Raw genomic sequence first — 22,272 nt, forward strand, 5'->3', positions numbered from 1 at the left:
GCGCCTGGGCTATGTGTCGTTGTCGCTGCTTCCGTCGGGCGCGCCACCACCGGGCACCCGTCGCGACCACTCGGGGCTCGGCCATCCGGCGCCTTCACTGCCCTCGTTGGGTGAGTCACCATTGGCAGCCAGCACCGAGGAGCACCGCCCTGGCCACCCGCCGCCTTCGCCGGATACCCGACCGCCCGCCCGCACCACCGTCTAGAGCCGCACCCCGAGGAGGGCGTCGACCGTGTCGCGGAAGAGCGCCGGGGCGGCGGCGTCCTCGCCTCCGCCGGCCAGTGCCTCCCGGGCCCACGTGTCGACCTCGGTGAGCGCGGTCACGGTGTCGAGGTCGTTGGCCAGGGCCTCGCGCACCCGGCCAAGCGCGGGCATGGCGTCGGGGCCCACTGCCACGTCCGCCGCGGCGCGCCAACGCTTCAGGCGCTGTTCGGCGGCCGCCAGATCGGCCTCACTGAAGTCCCAGGACTCGCGGTAGTGGTGGCCCAGCATGGCGGTGCGCACCGCCATGGGGTCGACGCCGCGCTCGCGAAGCTCGGAGACGAACACCAGGTTGCCCTGCGACTTCGACATCTTCTCGCCTTCGAGGCCCACCATGGCGACGTGCGTGTACATCCGCGCGTGCGGGCCGGAGCCGGTCGCGCACCGCGCCTCGGCCGCACCCATCTCGTGGTGGGGGAATATCAGGTCGGTCCCGCCTCCGTTGAGATCGAAACCGAGACCCAACTCACGCAGCGAGATCGCACTGCATTCGACGTGCCATCCGGGGCGCCCGCGCCCCAGGGAGGTGTCCCACGCCGGCTCGCCGGGACGCTCGGCGCGCCACAGCAGCCAGTCGAGCGGATCCTTCTTCCCGGTGCGCTGCGGGTCACCGCCGCGCTCGGCGAACAGCGGAAGCATCTCCTCGCGCCCAAGGCCGCTGACCTCGCCCAACCGCGGCGCCGACTCGGCGGCGAAGTAGATGTCGCCGTCGATCTCGTAGGTGGCTCCGGTCGCCCGGATCCGCTCGATGAGGTCGACGATGACGTCGATGGACTCCACCACGCCGACGAACGCGCGCGGCGGGAGCACCCGCAGCGCTGCCATGTCGGCGCGGAAGACCTCGATCTCTCGTTCCGCCAGCTCGCGCCAGTTCTCACCGTTGGCTTCGGCCCGTTCGAGCAGGGGATCGTCGACGTCGGTGATGTTCTGCACGTAGTCAACGTTGTGTCCGGCATCCCGCCATACCCGGTTGACCAGGTCGAAGACGAGGTAAGTGAAGGCGTGGCCGAGGTGTGCGGCGTCGTAGGGGGTGATGCCGCACGCGTACATCCGCGCGGTCTCCCCGGGGCTCGTGGGGCGCACGGAGCCGGAGACGGTGTCGTACAGGTGGAGCGGAGCGCCGTTACCGGGCAGCCGGACGTCGACGCTGCCAGACGCAGACCAAGAACGCATAACCCGAGACTATCGGCCCCTCTGGGCGGAAATGCGCCATGCGGGTGCGGGCTCCCCAGCTCAAACAGCGTCGCCTCGATGCGCGCGCATGATGGACCAGACGCTGACGAGTACCGCAACGGCGCAGAGCACCGCGAGCTCCACATTTCCCGCGCGCCAGTGCAGCAGAACCGCCAGAAACGCGACCACGTACAGCAGCCAGTACGCCGCGGGTTCCCACTGACCTCGGGCGAGGTCACCAGAACCGGCGGGCGGCCCGCCCTGATCGTGGCGCCTGCCGCGCCACGCCCACCTGGTTTTCACGGTGACATCGCGTTCCCCTCCGCCCCATGGCTCGTCCGCGGGGCACGATTCGGTCATCCGCTAAGGGACGGCCACACCAGTCCCCGGGTTTACCCGGCGGAGGGACGCGTGCGCTCAACGCACCAAACGCCACGCGCCGGGATCCCCCGGCGCGTCGGTGAAGGCGCAGCGGACCGTGTCGCGGCCGAGGGCGACCAGCGTCACCGAAGTGGACGCCCACACCCGGCCACCTCCGAGCTCGATTCGCGCCACAAGTGACGAGGGGTCGTCGGCACCGCCGTGCCCACCGGTGCGCGCGGGGCCGCGCGCCGCCTCGTCGACCAGGCGCGGCCAGTCCCCCCAGATCTGCGCGGCCTCCGTGGCTCCCTCCAACGCCTGGTGGCGCGGCGCTGGCAGGGCAGCGGCGAAGGCCGGCCCGTGCCGGCGGGCTCGCGGATCGTTCTCGTCGAGCCCGGTGTTGACGAGCACGCTCACCCGACCCGCGGGGAGCGCCCGCTCTGCGAGGTGCTGGCCGTCCCAACTGCGGAGGGTGGCTGTCGTGCCGCCGGTGTCCACGCCGAGCAGGTGGAAGGGGTCGTACTGGGGCAGCTCGGCGGGGTCCAGTCCGTTCGTGCCGCGCGCCGCCATCAGCAGCGGGAGCCGGCCTCGGCTCAGCCCGGCCGCGCCCAGTGGGGCTGCTCCTGCGGTGCGCGGCCCGCCGCCAGCGGGGGGCGCGAACGTGTGGCCGTTGAGCACGGCGCCAAGACGCGGGCCGCTGCTACCGGGCTCCGGGGTGCCGGGCGCGAGCGCAAGCCAGCTGCCTCCGGCGCGCAGATCGCGCCCACCGAGCACGCCGGGGAACTCCGGCCAGTGCTCACCGGGCTCCTCCCACGGCCGGTCGACGAGCTCGTCGCGGACCGCCGCGAGCATGAGCCGGACCTCGGAGGAGGGCTGGAAAGCGACCACGACTGTACACATCGCCGTTCTCCTCCGCTCTGCCGGCCGCTCCGGCCGGGCCCGGTCGCGGCACACCCGCCGCACGGTGGACTGCCACGTTACCGTTCCCACGGGGCCGCCCGGCCGCCCGGCCGCCCAGCCGGCCGGGCGTGGCTGGCGCGCTGGTCTCCGTGGTCTCATAAGCTCGTTCCGGTCGGGCACCGCACGCCTGACCGGTGACATTTGGCCGACTTGGAGCGTTGATGGCCCAACAGAGCGAGCACGAGGAGCAGGCCGCGCCCGACGACGACGGGCGCGGCCTCTCTGCGGCCCAGGTCGCAGAGCGCGTGGCCGCCGGCCGGACCAACGACGTCCCGGTACGGGCCAGCCGCAGCGTCGGTCAGATCATCCGCGGCAACGTCTTCACCCGGATCAACGCGATGATCGCCGTGCTCTTCGCCGTCATCGCCGTGATCGGGCCCGTGCAGGACGGCCTCTTCGCCCTGGTCATCGTGATCAACACGCTGATCGGAATCGCGCAGGAGCTGCGGGCCAAGCGCACCCTGGACGCGCTCGCGATCGTCAACGCGGTCCACCCGCGGGTGCTGCGCGACGGCGCCCCCGTCGCGATCCGCGCCCAGGAGATCGTTCTCGACGATGTCATCGAGCTGGCCCACGGCGACCAGGTGGTCGTCGACGGCGACGTGGTCGGCTCGGAGGGCCTGGAGATCGACGAGTCGCTGCTGACCGGCGAGGCCGACCCGGTGGTCAAGGCCCCCGGCGACCGTCTCATGTCCGGCAGCATCGTTGTCGCCGGCAGTGGTCGTTTCCGCGCCACCCGAGTGGGCCGGCACGCGTACGCCGCCCGGCTCGCCGAGGAGGCCAGCCGCTTCTCCCTGGTCCATTCGGAGCTGCGGACGGCGATCGACCGGATCCTCACGTTCATCACGTGGGCGCTGTTCCCCATTGGCGCGCTGCTGATTGTCAGCCAGCTCGTGTTCGGCGGACACGTCACCGTCGAGGAGCCGCTCGCCAGCGGGCACATGTCCGGCCCGTTGGCCGACGCGCTGCGCGGCACGGTCGCCGCACTGGTGTCGATGATCCCCGAAGGGCTGATCCTGCTGATCAGCATCGCCTTCGCGGTCGGTGTCGTCCGGCTGGGCCGGCGGCAGTGCCTCGTGCAGGAACTTCCGGCGATCGAGGGGCTGGCCCGCGTTGACGTGGTCTGCACCGACAAGACCGGAACCCTCACCGAGACCGGAATGCGTGTCTGCGAGGTCCGCGACCTCGGGGGCGGGCGCGTCGACGGCGAGGCGGGCCCCGGCGCGGTCCTGGCCGCGATGGCCGCCGCCGACCCCAACCCGAACCCCAGCATGCGGGCCATCGCCGAGGCGTTCGACGCCCCTCCGGCCTGGACCCCGACCGCCCGGGCGGCGTTCTCCTCAGGCCGCACGTGGAGCGGTGTGAGCTTCGCCACCCCCTCGGGCGAGATGCATTGGGTCCTGGGGGCTCCCGACGTGCTGGCCGCGCCGGGCAGCGAGGAGGCCGCCGAGGCGGAGCGCATCGCAGGCCGCGGACTCCGGGTGCTGCTGCTCGCGCGGGCCGGCGAGCGCGTCGACTCCCCCGGCGCTCCCGGCGAACTCACCCCGGCGTCCCTGGTCGTGCTGGACCAGCGCATCCGCGAGGACGCCGCCCCGACGCTCCGTTACTTTGCCGGGCAGGGGGTCGACGTCAAGATCGTCTCCGGGGACAACGCGGCCTCGGTGGGCTCGGTGGCACGCACGTTGGAGCTGCCCGGGGGCGACTCCCCCGCCGACGCCCGCACGATGCACCGCGACGAGGAAGGCTACGCCGAGGAGGTCGAGTCCACGACCACGTTCGGACGAGTCGGACCCGAACAGAAGCGCGACATGGTGCGCGGCCTGCGGTCGCGCGGGCGCACGGTCGCGATGACCGGCGACGGCGTCAACGACGTACTCGCCCTCAAGGAGTCCGACATCGGGGTGGCCATGGGATCGGGCAGCCCGGCGTCGCGTTCGGTGGCGCAGCTCGTGCTGCTGGACAACCGCTTCGCGACCCTGCCGCACGTGGTGGCCGAGGGGCGGCGGGTGATCGGCAACATCGAGCGCGTCGCCAACCTGTTCCTGACCAAGACCGTCTACTCGATGACGATGGCCACGATCGTCGGCATGCTCGCCGTGGCCTACCCGTTCTTCCCGCGGCACGCGACGCTGATCAACGCCATCACCTTCGGGATCCCCTCGTTCTTCCTCGCTCTGGCCCCCAACAACGAGCGCGCCCGTCCCGGGTTCGTGGGCCGGACGCTGCGCCTGGCGGTCCCGGCCGGCCTCATCAGCGGGCTGGCCGCCATTACGACCTACCTCCTGGTGCTGGACGGCGCGCGCGTGCCCGAGCTCACCGACCGCACCGCCGTTCTGGTCACCCTGTGTGTCACTACGCTGTGGGTACTGCTGCTGGCGGCGAAGCCCTATGTCTGGTGGAAAATCGTCCTGGTGGCCTCCATGGTCGCGCTGTTGCTGGCCGTGCTGCTCACACCGGTGGGGCGGGAGTTCTTCGCCCTCGACATCAGCGACCCGGGCAAGCTGCTGACCGCGGTCGCGGTGGCCGGCGCCGCCGCCAGCCTGATCACGATCGTGCGGATCGTCGACGACTACCTCGCCCGCCGCGCGGAGGCGCGTACGGATAACCGGGCGGGGCCCGACACGGCGTCAGGGATCCGGCCGGGCGGCCGTACGGCTGCCCGGCCGGATCCCGGTGCGCAACGGGAGCATGAGGGAGTCTGAGGCTGTTCGCCACGGCTCCGCCGGGCTGTATGGCGCCCGGCTCGGCGCGACGGCGCTGGTGCCTAAATCGGCGGCCAGGGGATGGCGGGGCGGCCGGGCGGCGGGAACGGGTGCACCTTGTGCTCCAGGAGCAGCTCGACGCGGCGGCGCACCGCGAACCGCTCCGGTCCGGTGAGATGCCGGGCCAGTCGCTCCGCCAGTTCGCTGTCCGGGTCGCGCGCCTGGGCACGCACGCTCTCCAGGCCCGCGAGCATCTCGTTGGTGAGTGGTTCGCCCTGCCACTGCCAGAGCACCGTGCGCAGCTTATAGTCCTCGGCGAACGAGACCCCGTGGTCGCAGCCGTAGAGGCGACCGTCGGAGGTGGGCAGCAGGTGCCCGATCTTGCGGTCGGAGTTGTTGATGACGGCGTCGAAAACAGCCATCCGGCACAGGGCCGGGTGCTCGCGGTCGCGGGACAGCTCGACCAGGTCCACGGCGGGGTCGCGCTCTACCCAGAGCTGGCACATGCCTTCGCCGAACGGCCCGTCACGGTAGACCGTGGGCGGAACAATGCTCCACCCGAAGGCCTCGGAGACCGCGAACGCCGCGACCTCGCGGCCGGCCAGCGTGCCATCGGGGAAGTCCCACAGTGGGCGCTCCCCCGCCACCGGCTTGTACACGCACGACGCGCTGACGGAGCTGGAGGACGCCGACGCTGAAACAGTGCAGTAGAGGGTGGCGTTCGACGCGTCGACCAGCCGCCCGGCCACCGCCAGTTCGCCGGTGCGCAGTAGTTCCATGGCATCGGTCGAGGACAGCCCTTCGAACGACGCGGTCATGACTCCCCCGTGCCCTCGTAGTTACAGCGCGCCTGGCTTGTAGCCGTTCTGCCGCGGGCAGACGTGCCCCGTGGGGTCGAGAGGCCCACCGCACAAGGGGCAGTTCGGACGGCCGGCGGAGACGACCTTCATCGCGCGCCCGGCGAACGCCCGTGCGGCCGCCGGTGTCAGGTGCACCCGGAGCACATCGCGGTTCACCGGAGTGTCCTCGGCGAACACCTCGACCTCGGACCCGTCGCCGCCCTCGCTCTCGGGCTCGCTTTCCTCGCCAGACTCGTCGACCTGCTGAGCCTCGACGATCACCCGGGCGGTCTCGGCGTCCCAGGCGAGCGCGAGCGTCCCGACCCGGAAGTCCTCCTCGATCGGCTGCTCCAGCGGACCGTCGTCGACCTCGGCCGCGGGGCCCGATTCCTCCTGCTGCTCCCCAAAGCGCCGCCGCACCTCTTCCAGCAGCTCCTCGATGCGTTCGGCGAGCGCCTGCACCTGCGTCTTCTCCAGAACCACACTGGTGATCCGGCCACCCCCGCTGGCCTGTAGGAAAAAGGTGCGCTCCCCCGGCTGGCCGACGGTTCCGGCCACGAAACGTTCAGGGGGGTCATATTGGAACACGGACATGCCAAGAACCCTAGAGGATCGTGGTCACCGTGGCGATTCTTCGGTTGCCGCGCCGGCCCCTCCGCCGACCGCCGCGTCCCCGCTCGCGTCGCCGGGGTCGGGGAGCAGGGCCGCGGCGTTGCCGTCGCCGACGTCGTTGAGGCGCAGCACGAACGGCCGCACAGAGGTGTACCGCACGGCGGTCAGGGAGCAGGGGTCGACCTGCAGGCGCTGGAACTGGTCGAGATGCAGGCCCAACGCGTCGGCGACGATGGCCTTGATGACGTCGCCGTGGCTGCACACCAGGTAGACCGGCCCGGTGGAGGTGGTGTGCACCAGGTGGTCGTTCCAGTCGCGCACGGCCGCCACCGCGCGGTTCGACATCTCGGCCAGGCTCTCGCCGCCCGGGAAGCGCGCGGCGGCCGGATGTGCCTGGACGACACGCCACAGCGGCTCCTCAGCGAGATCCTTGAGGCTGCGGCCGGTCCAGTCACCGTAGTCGCACTCAAGGAACCGGTCGTCGACGACGACCTCGCGACCGCTCGCCGCGGCGACCGTGTGGGCGGTCTCGCGGCAGCGTTCGAGCGGGCTGGATACCACGGCGGTGAGGTCGATGCCGGCGAGCCGCCGAGCGACGTCCTTGGCCTGTGCCGTCCCGCGGTCGTCCAGGTGCAGCCCCGGCGCCCGCCCGGCCAGGGTGCTCCCCGTGCGCTCGGTGAGGCCATGGCGGAGCAGGATCAGGGTGACGACGGGGTCCGGCGGCCGTTCTGCGGTGCTCTGCACGCCGTTCACGATATAGGTCCCCGGCCGGCCCGGGTCAAAGGCGCTCCCGGCGCACGGCCGGCCGGACGCGACGCACGCATCACTCGGCGCCGGAGGCGGCGATCTGCGAGCCGCCCTCCGGGTCGAGTACGCCGAAGCTCACCAGCACCAGGACCAGGATGCCCAACGCGATCCGGTAGTGGACGAACGGCATGAAGCTGTGCGTGGAGATGAACCGCATGAACCACGCGATGACGATGTAGCCGACAATGAGAGCGACGAAGGTTCCGGCGAAAGTGGCGCCCCACCCCGCGTACTCGTTGCCGCCGATGTCGAACAGCTTATAGACGCCGGAGGCGAACACGGCCGGCATCGCGAGCAGGAACGCGTACTCGGCGGCGTCCTTGCGCTTGAAGCCGAGCAGCATCCCACCGGTGACCGTGGCGCCGGAACGCGATACTCCGGGGATCAGCGCCAGGGTCTGGAACACTCCGTAGATGACGCCGCGCTGCACGCTGAGGTCGGTGAGCTCGCGGTGCTTGCGGGTGTAGCGGTCGGCGGCGCCGAGGATCACCCCGAAGACGATCAGGTTCAGCGCGATCAGCCGGAGGTCGCGGAACGCATGGTCGATCTGCTCCTCCAGGAGCAGCCCGGTCACCCCGATGGGGATCGTCCCGACAATGATGTACCAGCCCATGCGCGCGTCGAGCTTGCGGCGCAGGTCCCGGACGAACAGCGAGCGCGTCCACACCGAGAGGATGCCCCACACGCGCTTGCGGAAGTACACAAGCACCGCTAACTCGGTGCCGATCTGGCTGACAGCCGTGAAGGCCGCACCGGGATCGGGCCACCCGAAGAAGGCGGAGAACACCCGGAGGTGGCCGCTTGAGGAGATCGGCAGGAATTCGGTCAGACCCTGGATCAGGCCCAGGATGACAGCCTCGAATATGGACACGGCGAACTCTGTTCCACTGCGCTCGGTTCCCGCGGCGCGCTCGGGGCCGGGGCTACGACGTAAAAGGGGCTTCTGGGGTGGTCGGCCCGGCTGCACCGGGCGGACCAGGGCAGCCTACTGCAGAATCGGCAGGGTCCGCGCCGCCGGTTTCGGCCACGTTCGGGGCAACCTCCGGTGCGGATCGCCGCCTGACAGTACTTTCCGCGATACTCTCCGCGCCGTGACCAGTGACGTACCCGTGCGCGGGAACCTCGCGCCCACCGTCGGAGGTCACTACTAAAGCGGGTATGTGAGCCGTGCGGCACCCGGCAACGCGGCCGGCGCCGCGTCCGCCCTCGCGCGAGCGGCGGACAACGACGAGAGCGGAAAACGAGGACTCAGAACGGCGAAGCATTCTCCCCGGCGGCAACGCCGGGGGCCGGCACGAGGAGACGGATGGAACAGCGACAGGTGGGCGGGTCGGGCCTATGGGTGTCTCGCACTGCGCTAGGCACCATGACCTGGGGCAAGGACACCGAGGAAGACGACGCCGCCGACCAGCTCAGCGCGTTCGTGGACGCCGGCGGCACGCTGGTCGACACGGCCGACATCTACACGGGCGGGCACAGCGAGCGTATTGTCGGCCGGTTGCTGCGCTCGGTCGTCCGCCGGGACGACGTCATCATCGCGACCAAGGTTGGACACACCCCGGAGCGGCACCGGCCGCGCGACGCGTCGCGCCGGCACCTCCTGGCGTCGCTCGACGCGTCGCTGCGGCGCCTGCAGACCGACCACATCGACCTTTGGCAACTGCACGTCCACGATCCGGACACCCCCGCAGAGGAGACCCTCTCGGCGATGGACACCGCCGTGACCTCGGGCAAGGTGCGCTACGTCGGGGTGGGCGACCTCGCGCCGTGGCAGCTCACCAAGTACGCCACCTGGCAGCGCGCCGCACCCGGGCGCGGGCGGGCGCTGATCGTCTCCGCCGGCACGGAGTTCTCACTGCTGAACCGGCGTGCGGAGGGCGGTCTGCTCGCCGCGGCGGCCGACGGCGGCGCCGACGTCATCGCCTGGTCCCCATTGGGCCGCGGGGTACTGAGCGGGAAGTACCGCAACGGTGTGCCGAGCGACTCCCGCGCCGCGATGCCGCACATGGCGCCCTACGTCGAGCCGTACCTCGACGAGCGCAGCCGGCGCGTCGTCGAGTCGGTGTGCACCGCCGCCGAAGGCCTCGGCGTCTCCCCCCTGGCCGTCGCGCTGAGCTGGGTACGGGATCACGCCACGGTCGCCGCCGCGACGGTCGGGCCGCGCTCCACCGCCCAACTCGAGGAGATCCTCTCGCTCGAGAGCGTGGAGCTTCCGCGGGAGATCCGCGAGGCGCTCGACGACGCCTCCTCGGCTCCCCCAAGCTGACCGCCTGCTCTCGTGCGCGGCGTTGTCCCCAGGGCGCCACCAGTGTCCGGGTCGTCGGGCTGCGATCGCTAAGCTCCCGGGGCAAGGAGATGCGTGCGTTCTTGCACAGCGAGCGCTCCAGGGTGGCGGCGCACCCGGCGATCCGCGAAGAGCATCCGTTAAAGGGCTGTTCGAACCATGCGGCGCGGTGCACGCCGTCTGGGCGGTCGCGCGCCCGCAATGCCGCGCAATGCACGACCGAGCATCCGCCGCGCCAGAACAGGAGATCCTGCGCCGTGCCCGAGGAATCACCCCCTGAGCCCTCCGAACCCCCCGGCCCCGGCTCCGGCGAGGCCGTCGAACGCACCCGGGCGGTCCTGGCGGGCATGGGCGCGCCCGAGTCGCTTGCGGCCCCGCTCGTCAGCGCGCTCGGGCCGGGCGCCGCGGCCGAACTGGCCGGCGACCCCTGGCGACTGCTGGCTCTGCGGCAGGTCACTCCCGAGCAGGCCGACACCTGCGCGCGGCACGCACTGGGCGCTGCCGCATCTCCCGACGACCCGCGGCGCGGCCGGGCGCTCATCGGCCACCTGCTGCACCAGGCGATCCGCTACGGCCACACTGCTGTCGGGGAGCAGCACCTGCAGAGCGCGGCGCGGTCGCTGGGGGTCCCGTCGCCGCCCGACGCCATCTCCGCCGCGCTCGACCACGGCGAGGTCATGCTCTTCGAGACCATGCCCGAGCCCGATGACGCCGAGCCCGGCGGCGGGGAACCGCCCGAGATGCCCGAACCCGAACGGCACTACGCCCTGGCTCGTGTGGGCCTGGCCGAACAGGAGCTGGGCGAGGGGATCACCCGGCTGTCGGGCACCAGCGAGCCGATCATGGACCCGGTGACGGCGGCTGAGACGCTTGAGGCCGCGGCACAGCGGTACGGGATCGACATCGCCCCCCAGACCTCGGCCGCGCTCGGCGCCGTCGCGCTGCGCGGCGTCACCGTCCTGACCCAGGACGCCGGCTCCGCGCCCGCGGTGGCGCACGCGCTGGCCGGCGCCGCCGCGATCGCCGCTGGCAGCGAGACCGGCATCGCGGTCGCGGCCCCCACCGCACAGGCCGCGGCGGTACTCAACGCCGAGCTCGCCGGGATCGGGCCCGGCACTGGCCCGGAGGTCGAGGTGGTCCCGCTGGCCGCGCTGCTCGAATGCGACCGCCCCGGATCGTTCCGGCGCGGCGCGGCCCTGCCCATCGACGCCGGACTGGTGGTCATGGCCGAGGCCATGGCGCTGGACGTGGAGCACGCGGCGGCCCTCGTCGAGGCGTGTGCCGACGGCACCCATCTCGTGCTGGTCGCCGACCCCGCACAGGCGCCCTCCGCCAGCCCGGGGACAGTGGTGCGCGACATGATCGACTCCGGCACCGTCGCGGTCGCCGAGTTGCCCTCCACCGCTGAACCCGGCCCGCTGGCACGGCTCGCCACGCTGGCCGCCCAGGGCGAGCTGGGCCAGGTGGCCGCCCCCGGCCGCGAGGTCGTCGTCGTGCCGGCGTCGTCCGGCACCGAGGCCGCACACCGGACGGTCCAGCTGCTCACCGACTCCATCCCGCGCGTGCTGCGGCTCCCCGCCGAACAGGTGCAGGTGGTTGCCGCCACCGCCGCTGGCGACGCTGGGACCGAAGCGTTGAACGCCGCCTGCAAGGAACGGCTCAATCCGGGCCCGGGTGCCCACCACGGGTTCGATATCGGGGACCGGGTCCGGGTACGGGCCGACGGCCCCGGCTACGCCGTGGGTGACACCGGCCACCTGCGCGAGGCCGGCGGCACCGGCGCGCGCGTGGAGCTCGCGGACGGCCGCCTGGTCACGGTCACCGACCCCGCGCACCTGGGGCTGGGGTGGGCCGTCTCGGTCGCCGATGCCCACGGCGGCCTGTGGCCGGCGGTCGTGGCGGTGTTCCCGCCCGAGACCCGGGGTTCGCGCCCCCAGGTGTACACCGCGATGACCCGCACCCGCGGGCACCTGTCCATCGTGCACGCCGCGGGCCCCGACCTCGCGCGGGCGGTGCGGGACACGGCCACCATCGACCGCCGCACCCGCCTCGCCGACATCCTGCGCGAGGGATGACCGGGCCGGCTTTCCCGATGGGGGCGCACCCGCCGTACGGCGGGTGCGCCCCCATCGGGACCATCACCACCTGAGCACGCCGAACAGGGAGGAGTAGCCGTCGGTCCATACCGGGCCGTCGTCGGGCACGGTGTACCACTCCGCAGCGTTCTGCTGGCCTTCGCTGGTGAGCGGTTCCAGATCAGACTCCGTTGACGCGAGGGCGACCCATTGCGAGGCGTCGGCGTGCGGGTTCGCGTTCTCCCCCACGTTGGCGTCGGGCCGGTACATCCCGGAAAGGCCCGCCTCGTTGGCGGTGGCTCCCACCATCGGGGCCAGGTCCAGGTTGCGGTTGCTCACGTGGACGGCGAGGATCCCGCCCGGGGCGAGCCGGTCGGCGAACATCCCGAACGCCTCGCGGGTGAGCATGTGCACCGGGATCGAATCGGAGTTGAAGGCGTCCAACACGATGATGTCGTAGGTGCCGCTTTCCTCCTCGGAGAGGCGCAGCCGCCCGTCGCCGACGACGGTCTCGACCTCGCAGGCGCAGTCCTCAAGGTAGGTGAACCACTCCGGGTTGCGGGCCACCCGCACCATCTCCGGATCGACCTCGTAGAAGTCGAACCGTTGCCCTTCCTGCCCGTAGGCGGCGATGACTCCGGTTCCGAGACCGACCACACCGACCCGGTCGGCGCGCGGCCCGCCGTAGGCCGCGAACACATCGCCGAGGGGGCCGGTGGTGGAGAAGTAGGATACCGGGACCTTGCTCTGCTCGGGATCCAGCATCTGGTGGCCGTGCTTGGTCGTGCCGTGCGACAGGCTCCGCTCGGTCCCGGTCTCGGCGATGACGTAGGAGCCGAAGAACGTGCGCCCGTTAACGATGGTGTTCGAGGTGATGACGAACTGCGCCACCACCAGTACGAGGCCGGTAGCCGTGAACCCGACAGCGCGCACGGTACGGTTGCGCAGTATTGCCATCCCGGCGATCGCCCCGAGGATCGCCGCGAGGACCATGGTCCAGCCTCCGCCGACGATCTGCGCCAGAGCCAACGTGCCCGCCCCGAGAGCGAGCACCACCAGACGCGCCCAGCGCGTCGCGCCCAGCAATCGGACGACCCCTACGGAGCGCCGCGTGAACAGGCACAGCAGCGCGACCGAGGACAGAACGAGGGGGTACTCCACCACCCGGTCGAACAGCAGCGGCGCGGCGACGCCGTTGAACAGGCTGCCCAGCGCTCCGCCAAGCGAGACCAGCAGGAAGAACTCGGTGAGGTGGGTCGTCGAGGGCCGGTCCCTGGCCAGCAGGCCGTGCGCGGCCAGGGCGATCACTGTGAGCATGCCCAGCGAGAGCAGCATCTCGACCGGGATCGGAACGGTGTAGGGCAGCACCACCAGCACGACCAGCGGTATACAGCCGGCAACCGAAATGTCGACCGCTCCCGCCACCCAGGTATGGCGGCGCATCCCGAACGCGACGATGTAGGTGGACAGATAGAGAGCGAGTGGCACCACCCACAGCAGTGGCACGGGCGCGACGTCGGTCGAGATGTAGGTTGTGGTCCCCTGCAGCAGCGACGACGGCAGTGCGGCAAGGGCGAGCCAGACCAGTCTCCGGCGCCAGGTAAGCCCGCCCTCCGGCTGTTCCGGCTCGTCCTGGCGCGCCGGCGCGGCATCCTTGGCGCTCTCTTCGTTGTGCGGGGACGGCGCGTCCGACTGGGCGGTACGGCGCGCGCGCCACGCGACCAGCGCGCACACCGAGATCATGACGGCGAAGGCGCCGTAGGTGAACGCCCACCACAGCGCCTGGGTCCGCACGCCGATGAGCGGCTCGACGATGAACGGGTAGGCGAGTAGCCCCGCGATGCTGCCGATGTTGCTGGCCGCGTAGAGGAAATAGGGATCGTGCGACCGCGGCATTCCCAGCGTCGAGTACCACGACTGCACGAGCGGGCCGGTGGCGCTGAGGACCGCGAACGGCATCGCCACCATGACACACAGCACCAGGAGCAACCGGACCACGACAGCCGTCGACTCGTCGGGCGCGGCCCACGATGGCAGCGTGACCGGAAGCACCAGCAGCGGTAGCGCCACGAGCGCCAGGTGCGCCAGCGGATGCAGGCGGCCCACGATCTTCGGGGCGAAGTGCGCGTAGGCGTAGCCCACCAACAGCACGGTCTGGAAGAACAGCAGCGACGTGGTCCAGACCGACGCCGCGCCACCGTACGGCGGCAGCAGCATCTTCGAGACCATGGGCTGCACCGCGAAGATCAGCATCGCGCTGGTCAGGATCGTCGCGGTGAACAGCGCGTTCATCAACCAGACGCGCGGTGCCGCCGCGTGGGGTCGGCTAGCGGGAACGGCCTCTTCGACCGTGGACATACGCGGGACTCCTGGGGGGTGGCCGGTCGGCGACACCAGACACTTTCAGCCATCGGGGGTACCAACGCAAAACAGCCAACCGGCCCCCGAACCGGGCCCCGGCCCACCGCGGATCGGGCGTGTTCGCGACCCCGCCGCGGGCACCCGGTGCGACGGCCGTGCTTGCCCAGCTCAACAAGCCCTGCCGGGCGAATTATGAGCGCGCCCTACCTCCCCCGGGCCGCACGCGACTACCCGACGCGACCGCACCGGCCCGAATCGCCGACCACTTCCGGCCAGCCGATTCCGGCCGGGTAGTGCCGCTTGACACACCCTCGTTCTTGGTCGGCGGGACGCATCCGCCCATGCGCCGGAGGTGCCGCCGTCACACCTGGTCGACGAAACCGCCGTCGACGACCATGTTGGTACCGGTGACGAAGCTGGCCGCCGGGCTCGCCAGGAACACGGCCGCGCGCGCGACCTCCTCGGGCCGCCCCAGGCGGCCGTAGGGGATCCGGGCGCGGATGCTCTCGTAGAACTCCGGATCGTTCTCCCGGCGCCGGGCCCAGCCCCCGCCTTCGAACTCGATGGGGCCGGGCGAAACCGTGTTCACCCGGATCCCCTTCCCGGGCAGGGTGCGGGCCAGGCCGGCCGCGTAGTGGTTGAGCGCCGCCTTGACCGCACCGTAGGCCTTGGGCCCGGACGGCGGAGCCCCGGCGTGCAGCGCGGAGGTGCTGGAGATGAGCACGATGGCGCCCCCGCGTTCGGACTCGGCCAGGTGGGGTTCGGCGTACCCGGCCATCCGCACGAACGGCATGATGTCGGTGGTGAACCCGCGCTCCCACTGGTCCTCGGTGGCTACGCTGCCTCCGGAGACGTTGGAGACCAGGACGTCGATCCCGCCGAGGCCGCTCGCCGCCCGGTCGATGAACCCCCGCAGCGCGGCGGTGTCGGCGACGTCGACCGCCTGCTCGACGACCGCGGCGCCGGTAGCGCGCAGCTCCTCGGCGGCGTGCTTCAGCGGCTCTGGCGTGCGGGCGCAGATGGCGAGGTTGGCCCCTTCGGTTGCGAAGGTCCGCGCGATCGCGCGGCCGATGCCCCGGCTCGCTCCGGTGACCACGACCCTTGCACCGTCAAGTCCGAGATCCATGTCCGTCGCTCCTCCCTGCGCGATCGGCTCTCCACGAGACCGCGGGCGCCCCCGGTGAGGGGACGCCCGCAGGGTCTGGACGTCCAGCCTATGCCCCCGTCGAGTGGAAACCTCCGTCGACGTGGACGATTTCGCCGGTGGTGGCCGGGAACCAGTCGGAGAGCAGCGCGACGACGGCGCGCGCGGCCGGTTCGGGGTCGGTGGTGTCCCAGCCGAGGGGGGCGCGCTGCGGCCAGGCGTTGGCCAGCTCGTCGAAGCCGGGGATGCTGCGGGCCGCCATCGTGCGCAGCGGGCCGGCCGAGACCAGGTTGACCCGGACGTTCTGCGCGCCGACGTAGCGCGCGAGGTAGCGGGCGGTAGAGGTCAGGCCGGCCTTGGCGACGCCCATCCAGTCGTAGATGGGGTAGGACACGCTGTTGTCGAAGTCCATCGCCACCACCGAACCGCCGTCCTTCATCAACGGCAGCACAGCGGTGGTGAGCGACTTCAGCGAGAACGTCGACGTGTGCATGGCGGTGGCGACGTCCTCCCACGTGGTGTTGAGGAAGTTGCCGCCGAGCGCCTCCTTCGGGGTGTAGCCGATGGAGTGGACGACACCGTCGATGCCGTCGACGTGCTCGCGGATCCGGTCGGCGAGGGTGTCGAGGTGCTCGTTGTCGGTGACGTCGAGCTCCAGCACCGGCGGGGCGTCCGGGAGGCGCTGGGCGATGCGCTGCACGAGGCTCAGCCGACCGTAGCCGGTGAGTACGACCTCGGCGCCCTGCTCCTGGCACAGGCGGGCCACGTGGTAGGCGATCGAGCTGTCCGTGATGACCCCGGTCACCAGGATGCGCTTGCCCTCAAGAATTCCCATGTGTGTCTTCAGTCCTGTTCTGCGGTGTTCGCCTGCTGGGGCGGGGCGGCCGGGGTCGTGGGGACTCTAGTGGCCCATGCCGAGGCCGCCGTCGACGGGGAGGACGGCGCCCGTGATGTAGGCGGCGTCCGGGCTGGCGAGGAAGCGCACCGTCTTGGCGACCTCGTCGGTCGATCCGTAGCGGCCCAGCGGAACGTTCTTCTTGATCTCGGCCTGGCGCTCCTCGGGCAGCTCCGCGGTCATGTCGGTCTCGATGAACCCGGGCGCGACAACGTTGACTGTGATGTTGCGCGAGCCCAGCTCGCGGGCGAGGGACCGGCCGAAGCCGACGAGGCCGGCCTTGGACGCGGCGTAGTTCGCCTGGCCGCCCGATCCGAGCAGGCCCACCACGGAGGAGATGAGGACGATACGTCCGGTGCGCTTGCGCATCATGCCCTTCACCGCGCGCTTCGCGACCCGGAATGTGCCGGTGAGGTTGGTGTCGAGCACCGAGGCGAAGTCCTCTTCGCTCATCAGCGCGAGCAACTGGTCCTTGGTGATCCCCGCGTTGGCGACCAGCACCTCGACCGGCCCCTGCTCGTCCTCGACCCGTTTGAAGGCGGCGTCTACCTGAGCGGTGTCGGTGATGTCGCAGGACACGCCGAGGAGCCCTTCGGGCGGCTCACCCGAGCGATAGGTCACGGCGACGTCGTCGCCGGCCGCGGCCAGCTCGCGGGCGATCGCCAATCCGATCCCCCGGCTACCGCCGGTGACCAGTGCCGAGCGGGTCATATCTGGGCCCCTCCGTGTGCCTAGTCGGTTCGCTTATGACGATGTCAGAACGCACCGCAGCGTACCCAGCTACCCAACGGTAGCGGAACCGAGGTTACGCATCCCCCGCCCCCACCTGGCCATCCACCGGCCCGTTGCCGGCACCGGGCCGCCCCGTACCGCCTCGACCACGGTCGTGCGCGAACTCCTCGCGTCAGCCGCCGGCCATTGGGTATCCAGGGAGTACCGAGTGAGCAGCCGCCCCGCGGCGAAGGGGGCCCGGGGCCGCGAAGGTCCGCAGCCTGGAGCGGAGCCACCTTGACTTCCTCCTCTCCCTATAGGAAGAGGATTTCACCCCTCGCGGGGTGGGTTTCCTGCTTCGACACCGACCGCCCCGTCCGGGAGGACTCCCGTTGAGGTCTTACACCGGCTCCACAGGCAGACACCGCCAGCCCGGCGGCCCGAATGTTGATCGCCGCGTTCACGTCGCGGTCATGCCTGGCGCCGCATCCGCACCTCCAGGTGCGGACGTTCAGCGGCAGCTTCTCCCGAAGGGTCCCGCACGCCGAGCACAGCCTGGACGACGGGAAGAACCGGTCGATGGCGACCAGCTCCCGCCCGTACCACGCGCACTTATACTCCAGCATCGACCGCAGTTCGCTCCACGCCGCGTCCGAGATGGCGCGGGCCAGGGTGGAGCTCTTGAGCAGGTTGCGCACGCTCAGGTCCTCGATGACGACCACTTGGTTTTCGCGGACGAGTCGAGTAGTGAGCTTGTGCAGGTGGTCCCGACGCCGGTCGGTGATGCGGGCGTGCACCCGCGCCACCTTCACACGGGCCCTGGCTCGGTTGTTCGATCCCTTCTGTTTGCGCGACAGCGCCCGCTGGGCCTTGGCCAGCCGCGTGCGGTCGCGGCGCTCGTGGCGGGGATTGGCCACCTTCTCCCCCGTGGACAGGGTCACCAGGTGGTCCAGCCCGGCGTCAATACCCACCGCCCCGTCGGTGGCCGGGTGGTGGGCCACCGTGTCCGCACACAGCAGGGACACGAACCAGCGGCCCGCACTGTCACGCGAGACCGTCACCGTGGAGGGCTCAACACCCTCGGGCAGGGGCCGCGACCACACAATGTCCAGTGGCTCCGACATCTTCGCCAGGTACAGCTTCCCATCTCGGTACGTGAAACCGGAGCGGGTGTATTCAGCCGAGATCTTCGATTTCTTGCGCGACTTGAACCGCGGGTACCTGGCGCGCTTGTCGAAGAAGTTCCGAAACGCCGTCTGCAAGTGCCTGAGCCCTTGCTGGAGCGGCACCGAGGACACCTCGTTAAGGAATGCGAGGTCGGGGTCCTTCTTCCACTCGGTGAGCGCGGCCGAGGACTGGTTGTAGTTCACCCGGCGCTGCTCAGTGAACCACGCCCGGGTGCGTTCGGCCAGCGCTTTGTTGTAGACCAGGCGCACGCAGCCGAAGGTGCGCGACAGCTCCGCTGCCTGCGCATCGGTGGGGTAGAAGCGGTACTTGAAGGCCCGCTTCACCGCGCTCCTGGCCATGCTCACATTCTATCCCACATTCTTGTAAGTCGAGGCCAGGAAGGAGAAGGGCGTTTCCTCCCCCGCCTGAAGGCAGGGGGATCCACGCCCAACAGTCAGATGAGAACTGTCACGACCGCCACACCTGTCGACTTCGAGACCTATGGCGAGTACGGCTCGGCCATGACCCGGCCGAAGGGGACGGCGTTCGAGCGACCGCCCTATCCCTTCCGCGGCCGGATCGGTTCCGAGCGGTTCCCCGCCGAGTCCGGCCGGTACCACCTCTACGCCTCCTATGCCTGCCCGTGGGCACAGCGCAGCCTGATCGTCCGCAAGCTCAAGGGGCTGGAGGACGTCATCTCGGTGAGCATCGTGGACCCCCTCCGCGACGGCCGCGGCTGGGCGTTCCGCGAGGGGCCGGGGCACGGCCCCGACGAGGTCGGGCACTTCGCTCTGCTTCGCGAGGTCTACGAGGCCACCGAACCGGGCTACGACGGGCACATCTCGGTGCCCGTGCTCTGGGACCGGCACACCCGCCGGATCGTCAGCAACAACTTCCCCGACATCACGATCGACCTCAACACCTGCTTCAACTCCTGGGCCCGGAACCACATCGACCTGTATCCGAAGGAGCTGCGCGCCGAGATCGACGAGCTGAACCGCCTCGTCTACACGCACGTCAACAACGGCGTCTACCGGTGCGGGTTCGCGCCCACCCAGCAGGCCCACGACGACGCCGTCACCGACCTGTTCGCCATGCTCGACGAGCTGGAGGAGCGCCTGGCCATCCGGCGCTACCTCATGGGCGACTCCCTCACCGAGGCCGACATCCGGCTGTGGGTGACCCTGGCCCGGTTCGACGCCGTCTACGCCACGCACTTCAAGACCAACATCCGCCGCCTGGTCGACTACCCCAACCTGTGGGGCTACGCCCGGGATCTCTACCAGCGCCCGGCCTTCCGCGAGACCACGGACTTCGACCACATCAAGCGCCATTACTACGTCACGCACGGTGCGCTGAACCCCAAACGGATCGTCCCGGCCGGACCGCTGCTCGACTTCGAGGCGCCGCACGACCGGGCTCGGCTGAGTGAGGGGGATCCGCGCGCCGGGTTGGTCAGTCCGCGTCAAGCTGGCTGAGTCCGGCGCTGATGAGGGAGGGGACGGCCTCCCCGATCCGGTCGAAGTCGTCCCCGACCGTCTGTCCCTGCGTGTACCGGTAGTGGATGCCTTCGAGGATGACCGCGACCTTGAAGTAGGCGAACCCCGCGTACCAGGGAAGCGCCGACACGTCGCGACCGGAGCGCTTGCCGTAACGCTCGATGATCTCCTCGATGGGCGGGAAGCCGGGTGCCTCGTGCACGTTGCTGCGGGTGGACATGGCGGGCACCCCGCCGCCGTTGTAGGCGACGATCAGCGCCAGGTCGGTGAGCGGGTCGCCGAGCGTGGACATCTCCCAGTCCAGCACCGCGGTGATCTGGTCGCTCTCGTCCACCAGCAGGTTGTCCAGCCGGTAGTCGCCGTGCACGATCGTTGGCGCGGGCGAGGTGGGCATCGCCGCGGCGAGCCGGTCCCGTAGTTCGTCGATGCCCGGCAGGTCGCGGCTGCGCGAGGCGTCGAGCTGCTTGCTCCAGCGGCGCACCTGCCGCTCAAGGAATCCCTCGGGGCGTCCGAAGTCCTGCAGGCCGACACTGGAGGGGTCGATGGCGTGCAGGTCCACGAGCGTATCGACCATCGCCGCGACGACGTCGGAGGTGCGCTGCGCCCCGATCGCGACGAGGCGGTCGGCGTCGCGGTACGCCGTTCCGTCGACGAATTCCATGACGTAGAAGCGGGCCCCGATCGCGTCAGGGTCGTCGCAGTACAGGACAGTGGGCGGCACCGGCACCGCGGTTCCGGCCAGAGCCGAGATGACCCGGTGTTCGCGGCCCATGTCGTGCGCTGTGGGCAGCACGTGCCCGAGCGGAGGCCGGCGCACGGCCCAGCGCTGCTGGCCGTCGGTGACGGCGTAGGTGAGGTTGGAGCGGCCCCCTGTGATGAGCTCCCCGGTCAGCTCGTCCCGCACGAGCCCTGGCCGCTCGGCGTCCAGATACTCGCGAAGCCGCTGCAGGTCCAGCCCCGGGGTGTTCGTCTCGCCCATCGGTCCTCCCGACTCATCGTCCGTCAACGCGCTGGCCGGACACTGCCGTAAGGGCGGTGGCGCCCGGCCGTACACCACTATCTCGCAAGGCTACCGTTGACATACCATCCGGTCGGTTTCACGCTTGCCTAGCGTCACGTGGTAGGAGGAACATTCTCGTGCTCGTGTCTCTCCTCTGAATGCTGGCCCCGCGCGGACGCGGGGCCAGCACCGGAGGAAGCGGAGATCGGCGCCGAGGCCAAACCGGGTCTGCGGTTCGGCGCGGGGGCCAACGATTACGCGATGGAGGACACTGATGGAGCCTGACCAGCGCACCGCGGTGCGCGAGGGCCGCTCGCGATCGTCGCGGTGATCGTGTTCTGGCTCGTGCGGCCGCCGCCCAACCGGCAACCCGTCATGCACTAGTTGGTGCGGAGGGGGCTCCCCGTCGGAGCGGTGGCCCCGAGAAGGTCCGGCCACGCCTGGCCGCGCGGTCAGGTCTCCACGCCCAGCCCGGTCGGCACCTCGTAGGGAGTCAGCTCGGTGCGGGGCCGGATGTAGCGCACGACGTGGCGCCAGCGCCCAGCGGTGACCGCCGCGTCCAGCTCGACCTCCACTACCACCTCGGGCCGCACGCGCACCATCTCCGCCGAGTCGTCGCGGCCCCAGCTCGTGGGGAGCTGCACCGGCCACGGGTGGCCGCCGCCGGCCTCGCTCAGCAAACCGGCGAGTTCTCGCTGCTCGGCGCGTGTCAGCTCGGAGGTGCGGCCGACGATGCGCAGCTCCCTTGTCTCGGGGTCGAACCGGCCAAGGACCAGGAATTCGGGACGCCCCGGTCGACCACCGACTCCACCCACTATGGCCTCGGTCGTCGTGCGGTGTTTCAGCTTCATCCACTCTCGCCGGCCCGGCCGATAGGTGGTCCGGGCATCCTTGATGACCAGCCCTTCGATACCGACCGCCACGAGGTCCCCGAACCAGCCGCGCGCCTCCTCGGGGTCATCGGTCTGCCAGCCCAACATCACCGGGAGCGGCGCGGCCCTCTCGTCGAACAGCCGCTCAAGCCCTTCGCGGCGCTCCTCCAGAACGTAGCCCGCCAGGTCGGCCCCCCTCCACCGCAGCAGGTCGAACGCCACGAAGTAACACGGCTCACTGGCAGCCAACCGCCGCGCGTCCCACACTGTCGACCGGTTGCGCCGCTGCAGGGGCTCGAACTCCAGCCCCTCCCCCGACCACCGCACGATCTCGCCGTCGACGGATGACCCGTTGGGGAGCAGCGCGCTCACGGCTTCGGCGATCTCCGGGAAGCGGGGGTCCAGGCGGCGCCCCGAACGCGAGTTGACCACCGTTCGGCCATTGTCGCGGTCCACGATCGCCCGGAATCCGTCCCACTTCGGCTCGTAGCGCCATTCCGGGCCTTCGGGCAGGGTTTGCACCGTACGGGCGAGCATGGGTTCCACACCC

At 70.8% G+C, this 22,272-nt stretch carries 18 protein-coding genes; 4 read left to right on the top strand and 14 right to left on the bottom strand.

Features of this window, described 5'->3' with window-relative positions; all coding sequences use genetic code 11:
* Nucleotides 1-201: 201 nt before the first annotated feature.
* Genes mshC through F4561_RS14090 form a run of 3 tightly spaced genes read right to left on the bottom strand, consistent with a single transcriptional unit; the run spans nt 202 to nt 2,694 of the window.
* Nucleotides 202-1,434 carry a cysteine--1-D-myo-inosityl 2-amino-2-deoxy-alpha-D-glucopyranoside ligase gene (gene mshC / locus F4561_RS14080; RefSeq protein WP_184579224.1) on the bottom strand — a complete coding sequence of 411 codons (1,233 nt, stop codon included), beginning with the start codon at nt 1,432-1,434 and terminating at the stop codon, nt 202-204.
* 60 nt (nt 1,435-1,494) lie between these two features.
* Nucleotides 1,495-1,794, bottom strand: coding sequence for a hypothetical protein (locus tag F4561_RS14085; protein ID WP_184584253.1), 300 nt, complete (start codon nt 1,792-1,794; stop codon nt 1,495-1,497).
* Nucleotides 1,795-1,851: 57 nt separating this feature from the next.
* On the bottom strand, nt 1,852-2,694 hold the full coding sequence (locus F4561_RS14090) for an NRDE family protein (RefSeq protein ID WP_184579229.1): 843 nt from the start codon (nt 2,692-2,694) through the stop codon (nt 1,852-1,854).
* A 221-nt stretch (nt 2,695-2,915) separates the two neighbouring features.
* On the opposite strand from F4561_RS14090, the gene F4561_RS14095 reads away from it, so the two are divergent.
* Nucleotides 2,916-5,456 carry an HAD-IC family P-type ATPase gene (locus F4561_RS14095; protein WP_184579232.1) on the top strand — a complete coding sequence of 847 codons (2,541 nt, stop codon included), beginning with the start codon at nt 2,916-2,918 and terminating at the stop codon, nt 5,454-5,456.
* A 62-nt stretch (nt 5,457-5,518) separates the two neighbouring features.
* On the opposite strand, the gene F4561_RS14100 is transcribed toward F4561_RS14095, so the two are convergent.
* From F4561_RS14100 to F4561_RS14115, 4 genes are all read right to left on the bottom strand, one after another.
* On the bottom strand, nt 5,519-6,274 hold the full coding sequence (locus F4561_RS14100; RefSeq protein WP_184579235.1) for an Rv2133c family protein: 756 nt from the start codon (nt 6,272-6,274) through the stop codon (nt 5,519-5,521).
* A gap of 21 nt (nt 6,275-6,295) precedes the next feature.
* Nucleotides 6,296-6,889 (bottom strand): Rv2134c family protein, encoded by a 594-nt coding sequence (locus tag F4561_RS14105; RefSeq protein WP_184579237.1) that lies wholly within the window; start codon nt 6,887-6,889, stop codon nt 6,296-6,298.
* Between the two features lie 24 nt (nt 6,890-6,913).
* Nucleotides 6,914-7,651 (bottom strand): Rv2135c family putative phosphatase, encoded by a 738-nt coding sequence (locus F4561_RS14110; protein ID WP_184579240.1) that lies wholly within the window; start codon nt 7,649-7,651, stop codon nt 6,914-6,916.
* A gap of 79 nt (nt 7,652-7,730) precedes the next feature.
* Nucleotides 7,731-8,585, bottom strand: coding sequence for an undecaprenyl-diphosphate phosphatase (locus tag F4561_RS14115; RefSeq protein WP_184579243.1), 855 nt, complete (start codon nt 8,583-8,585; stop codon nt 7,731-7,733).
* A gap of 435 nt (nt 8,586-9,020) precedes the next feature.
* Here F4561_RS14115 and F4561_RS14120 point away from each other — a divergent pair, with 435 nt between their 5' ends.
* Nucleotides 9,021-9,980, top strand: a complete 960-nt coding sequence (locus F4561_RS14120) for an aldo/keto reductase (protein WP_184579247.1) — start codon at nt 9,021-9,023, stop codon at nt 9,978-9,980.
* Nucleotides 9,981-10,255: 275 nt separating this feature from the next.
* On the top strand, nt 10,256-12,073 hold the full coding sequence (locus F4561_RS14125; RefSeq protein ID WP_312885260.1) for a helix-hairpin-helix domain-containing protein: 1,818 nt from the start codon (nt 10,256-10,258) through the stop codon (nt 12,071-12,073).
* 63 nt (nt 12,074-12,136) lie between these two features.
* On the opposite strand, the gene F4561_RS14130 is transcribed toward F4561_RS14125, so the two are convergent.
* From F4561_RS14130 to F4561_RS14150, 5 genes are all read right to left on the bottom strand, one after another.
* Nucleotides 12,137-14,431 carry a spermidine synthase gene (locus tag F4561_RS14130; RefSeq protein WP_184579253.1) on the bottom strand — a complete coding sequence of 765 codons (2,295 nt, stop codon included), beginning with the start codon at nt 14,429-14,431 and terminating at the stop codon, nt 12,137-12,139.
* Between the two features lie 364 nt (nt 14,432-14,795).
* Nucleotides 14,796-15,560 (bottom strand): SDR family NAD(P)-dependent oxidoreductase, encoded by a 765-nt coding sequence (locus tag F4561_RS14135; protein WP_184579256.1) that lies wholly within the window; start codon nt 15,558-15,560, stop codon nt 14,796-14,798.
* An 88-nt stretch (nt 15,561-15,648) separates the two neighbouring features.
* Nucleotides 15,649-16,413: an enoyl-ACP reductase FabI gene (gene fabI, locus F4561_RS14140; protein WP_184579260.1), complete on the bottom strand. Its 765-nt coding sequence runs from the start codon at nt 16,411-16,413 to the stop codon at nt 15,649-15,651.
* Between the two features lie 66 nt (nt 16,414-16,479).
* Nucleotides 16,480-17,184 (bottom strand): 3-oxoacyl-[acyl-carrier-protein] reductase, encoded by a 705-nt coding sequence (gene fabG / locus F4561_RS14145; RefSeq protein ID WP_184579263.1) that lies wholly within the window; start codon nt 17,182-17,184, stop codon nt 16,480-16,482.
* Between the two features lie 314 nt (nt 17,185-17,498).
* On the bottom strand, nt 17,499-18,710 hold the full coding sequence (locus tag F4561_RS14150) for an RNA-guided endonuclease InsQ/TnpB family protein (protein ID WP_184579266.1): 1,212 nt from the start codon (nt 18,708-18,710) through the stop codon (nt 17,499-17,501).
* Nucleotides 18,711-18,809: 99 nt separating this feature from the next.
* Here F4561_RS14150 and F4561_RS14155 point away from each other — a divergent pair, with 99 nt between their 5' ends.
* Entirely contained in the window at nt 18,810-19,829 is a 1,020-nt protein-coding gene (locus F4561_RS14155; RefSeq protein ID WP_184579269.1) for a glutathione S-transferase family protein, read from the top strand.
* On the opposite strand, the gene F4561_RS14160 is transcribed toward F4561_RS14155, so the two are convergent.
* Together F4561_RS14160 and F4561_RS14165 are read right to left on the bottom strand one after the other, a co-directional pair.
* Complete coding sequence (locus F4561_RS14160) at nt 19,807-20,829, bottom strand: phosphotransferase family protein (protein ID WP_184579272.1); 1,023 nt, start codon at nt 20,827-20,829, stop codon at nt 19,807-19,809. The two genes, F4561_RS14155 and F4561_RS14160, sit on opposite strands and share 23 nt — an antisense overlap.
* Before the next feature lie 473 nt (nt 20,830-21,302).
* Nucleotides 21,303-22,259 (bottom strand): ATP-dependent DNA ligase, encoded by a 957-nt coding sequence (locus tag F4561_RS14165; RefSeq protein ID WP_184583622.1) that lies wholly within the window; start codon nt 22,257-22,259, stop codon nt 21,303-21,305.
* Nucleotides 22,260-22,272: the final 13 nt, after the last annotated feature.

Origin of the sequence: Lipingzhangella halophila (genome assembly GCF_014203805.1) — a bacterium.
GTDB classification, from domain to species: Bacteria; Actinomycetota; Actinomycetes; order Streptosporangiales; family Streptosporangiaceae; genus Lipingzhangella; species Lipingzhangella halophila.

Excerpts from the sequence above, each read along its gene's own strand:
- mshC (WP_184579224.1), bottom strand. The coding sequence starts at position 1,434 with ATGCGTTCTTGGTCTGCGTCTGGCAGCGTCGACGTCCGGCTGCCCGGT.
- F4561_RS14090 (WP_184579229.1), bottom strand. The coding sequence starts at position 2,694 with ATGTGTACAGTCGTGGTCGCTTTCCAGCCCTCCTCCGAGGTCCGGCTC.
- F4561_RS14100 (WP_184579235.1), bottom strand. The coding sequence starts at position 6,274 with ATGACCGCGTCGTTCGAAGGGCTGTCCTCGACCGATGCCATGGAACTA.
- F4561_RS14155 (WP_184579269.1), top strand. The coding sequence starts at position 18,810 with ATGAGAACTGTCACGACCGCCACACCTGTCGACTTCGAGACCTATGGC.
- F4561_RS14095 (WP_184579232.1), top strand. The coding sequence starts at position 2,916 with ATGGCCCAACAGAGCGAGCACGAGGAGCAGGCCGCGCCCGACGACGAC.
- F4561_RS14130 (WP_184579253.1), bottom strand. The coding sequence starts at position 14,431 with ATGTCCACGGTCGAAGAGGCCGTTCCCGCTAGCCGACCCCACGCGGCG.
- F4561_RS14160 (WP_184579272.1), bottom strand. The coding sequence starts at position 20,829 with ATGGGCGAGACGAACACCCCGGGGCTGGACCTGCAGCGGCTTCGCGAG.
- fabG (WP_184579263.1), bottom strand. The coding sequence starts at position 17,184 with ATGACCCGCTCGGCACTGGTCACCGGCGGTAGCCGGGGGATCGGATTG.
- fabI (WP_184579260.1), bottom strand. The coding sequence starts at position 16,413 with ATGGGAATTCTTGAGGGCAAGCGCATCCTGGTGACCGGGGTCATCACG.
- F4561_RS14120 (WP_184579247.1), top strand. The coding sequence starts at position 9,021 with ATGGAACAGCGACAGGTGGGCGGGTCGGGCCTATGGGTGTCTCGCACT.
- F4561_RS14085 (WP_184584253.1), bottom strand. The coding sequence starts at position 1,794 with ATGACCGAATCGTGCCCCGCGGACGAGCCATGGGGCGGAGGGGAACGC.
- F4561_RS14105 (WP_184579237.1), bottom strand. The coding sequence starts at position 6,889 with ATGTCCGTGTTCCAATATGACCCCCCTGAACGTTTCGTGGCCGGAACC.
- F4561_RS14135 (WP_184579256.1), bottom strand. The coding sequence starts at position 15,560 with ATGGATCTCGGACTTGACGGTGCAAGGGTCGTGGTCACCGGAGCGAGC.
- F4561_RS14165 (WP_184583622.1), bottom strand. The coding sequence starts at position 22,259 with ATGCTCGCCCGTACGGTGCAAACCCTGCCCGAAGGCCCGGAATGGCGC.
- F4561_RS14150 (WP_184579266.1), bottom strand. The coding sequence starts at position 18,710 with ATGGCCAGGAGCGCGGTGAAGCGGGCCTTCAAGTACCGCTTCTACCCC.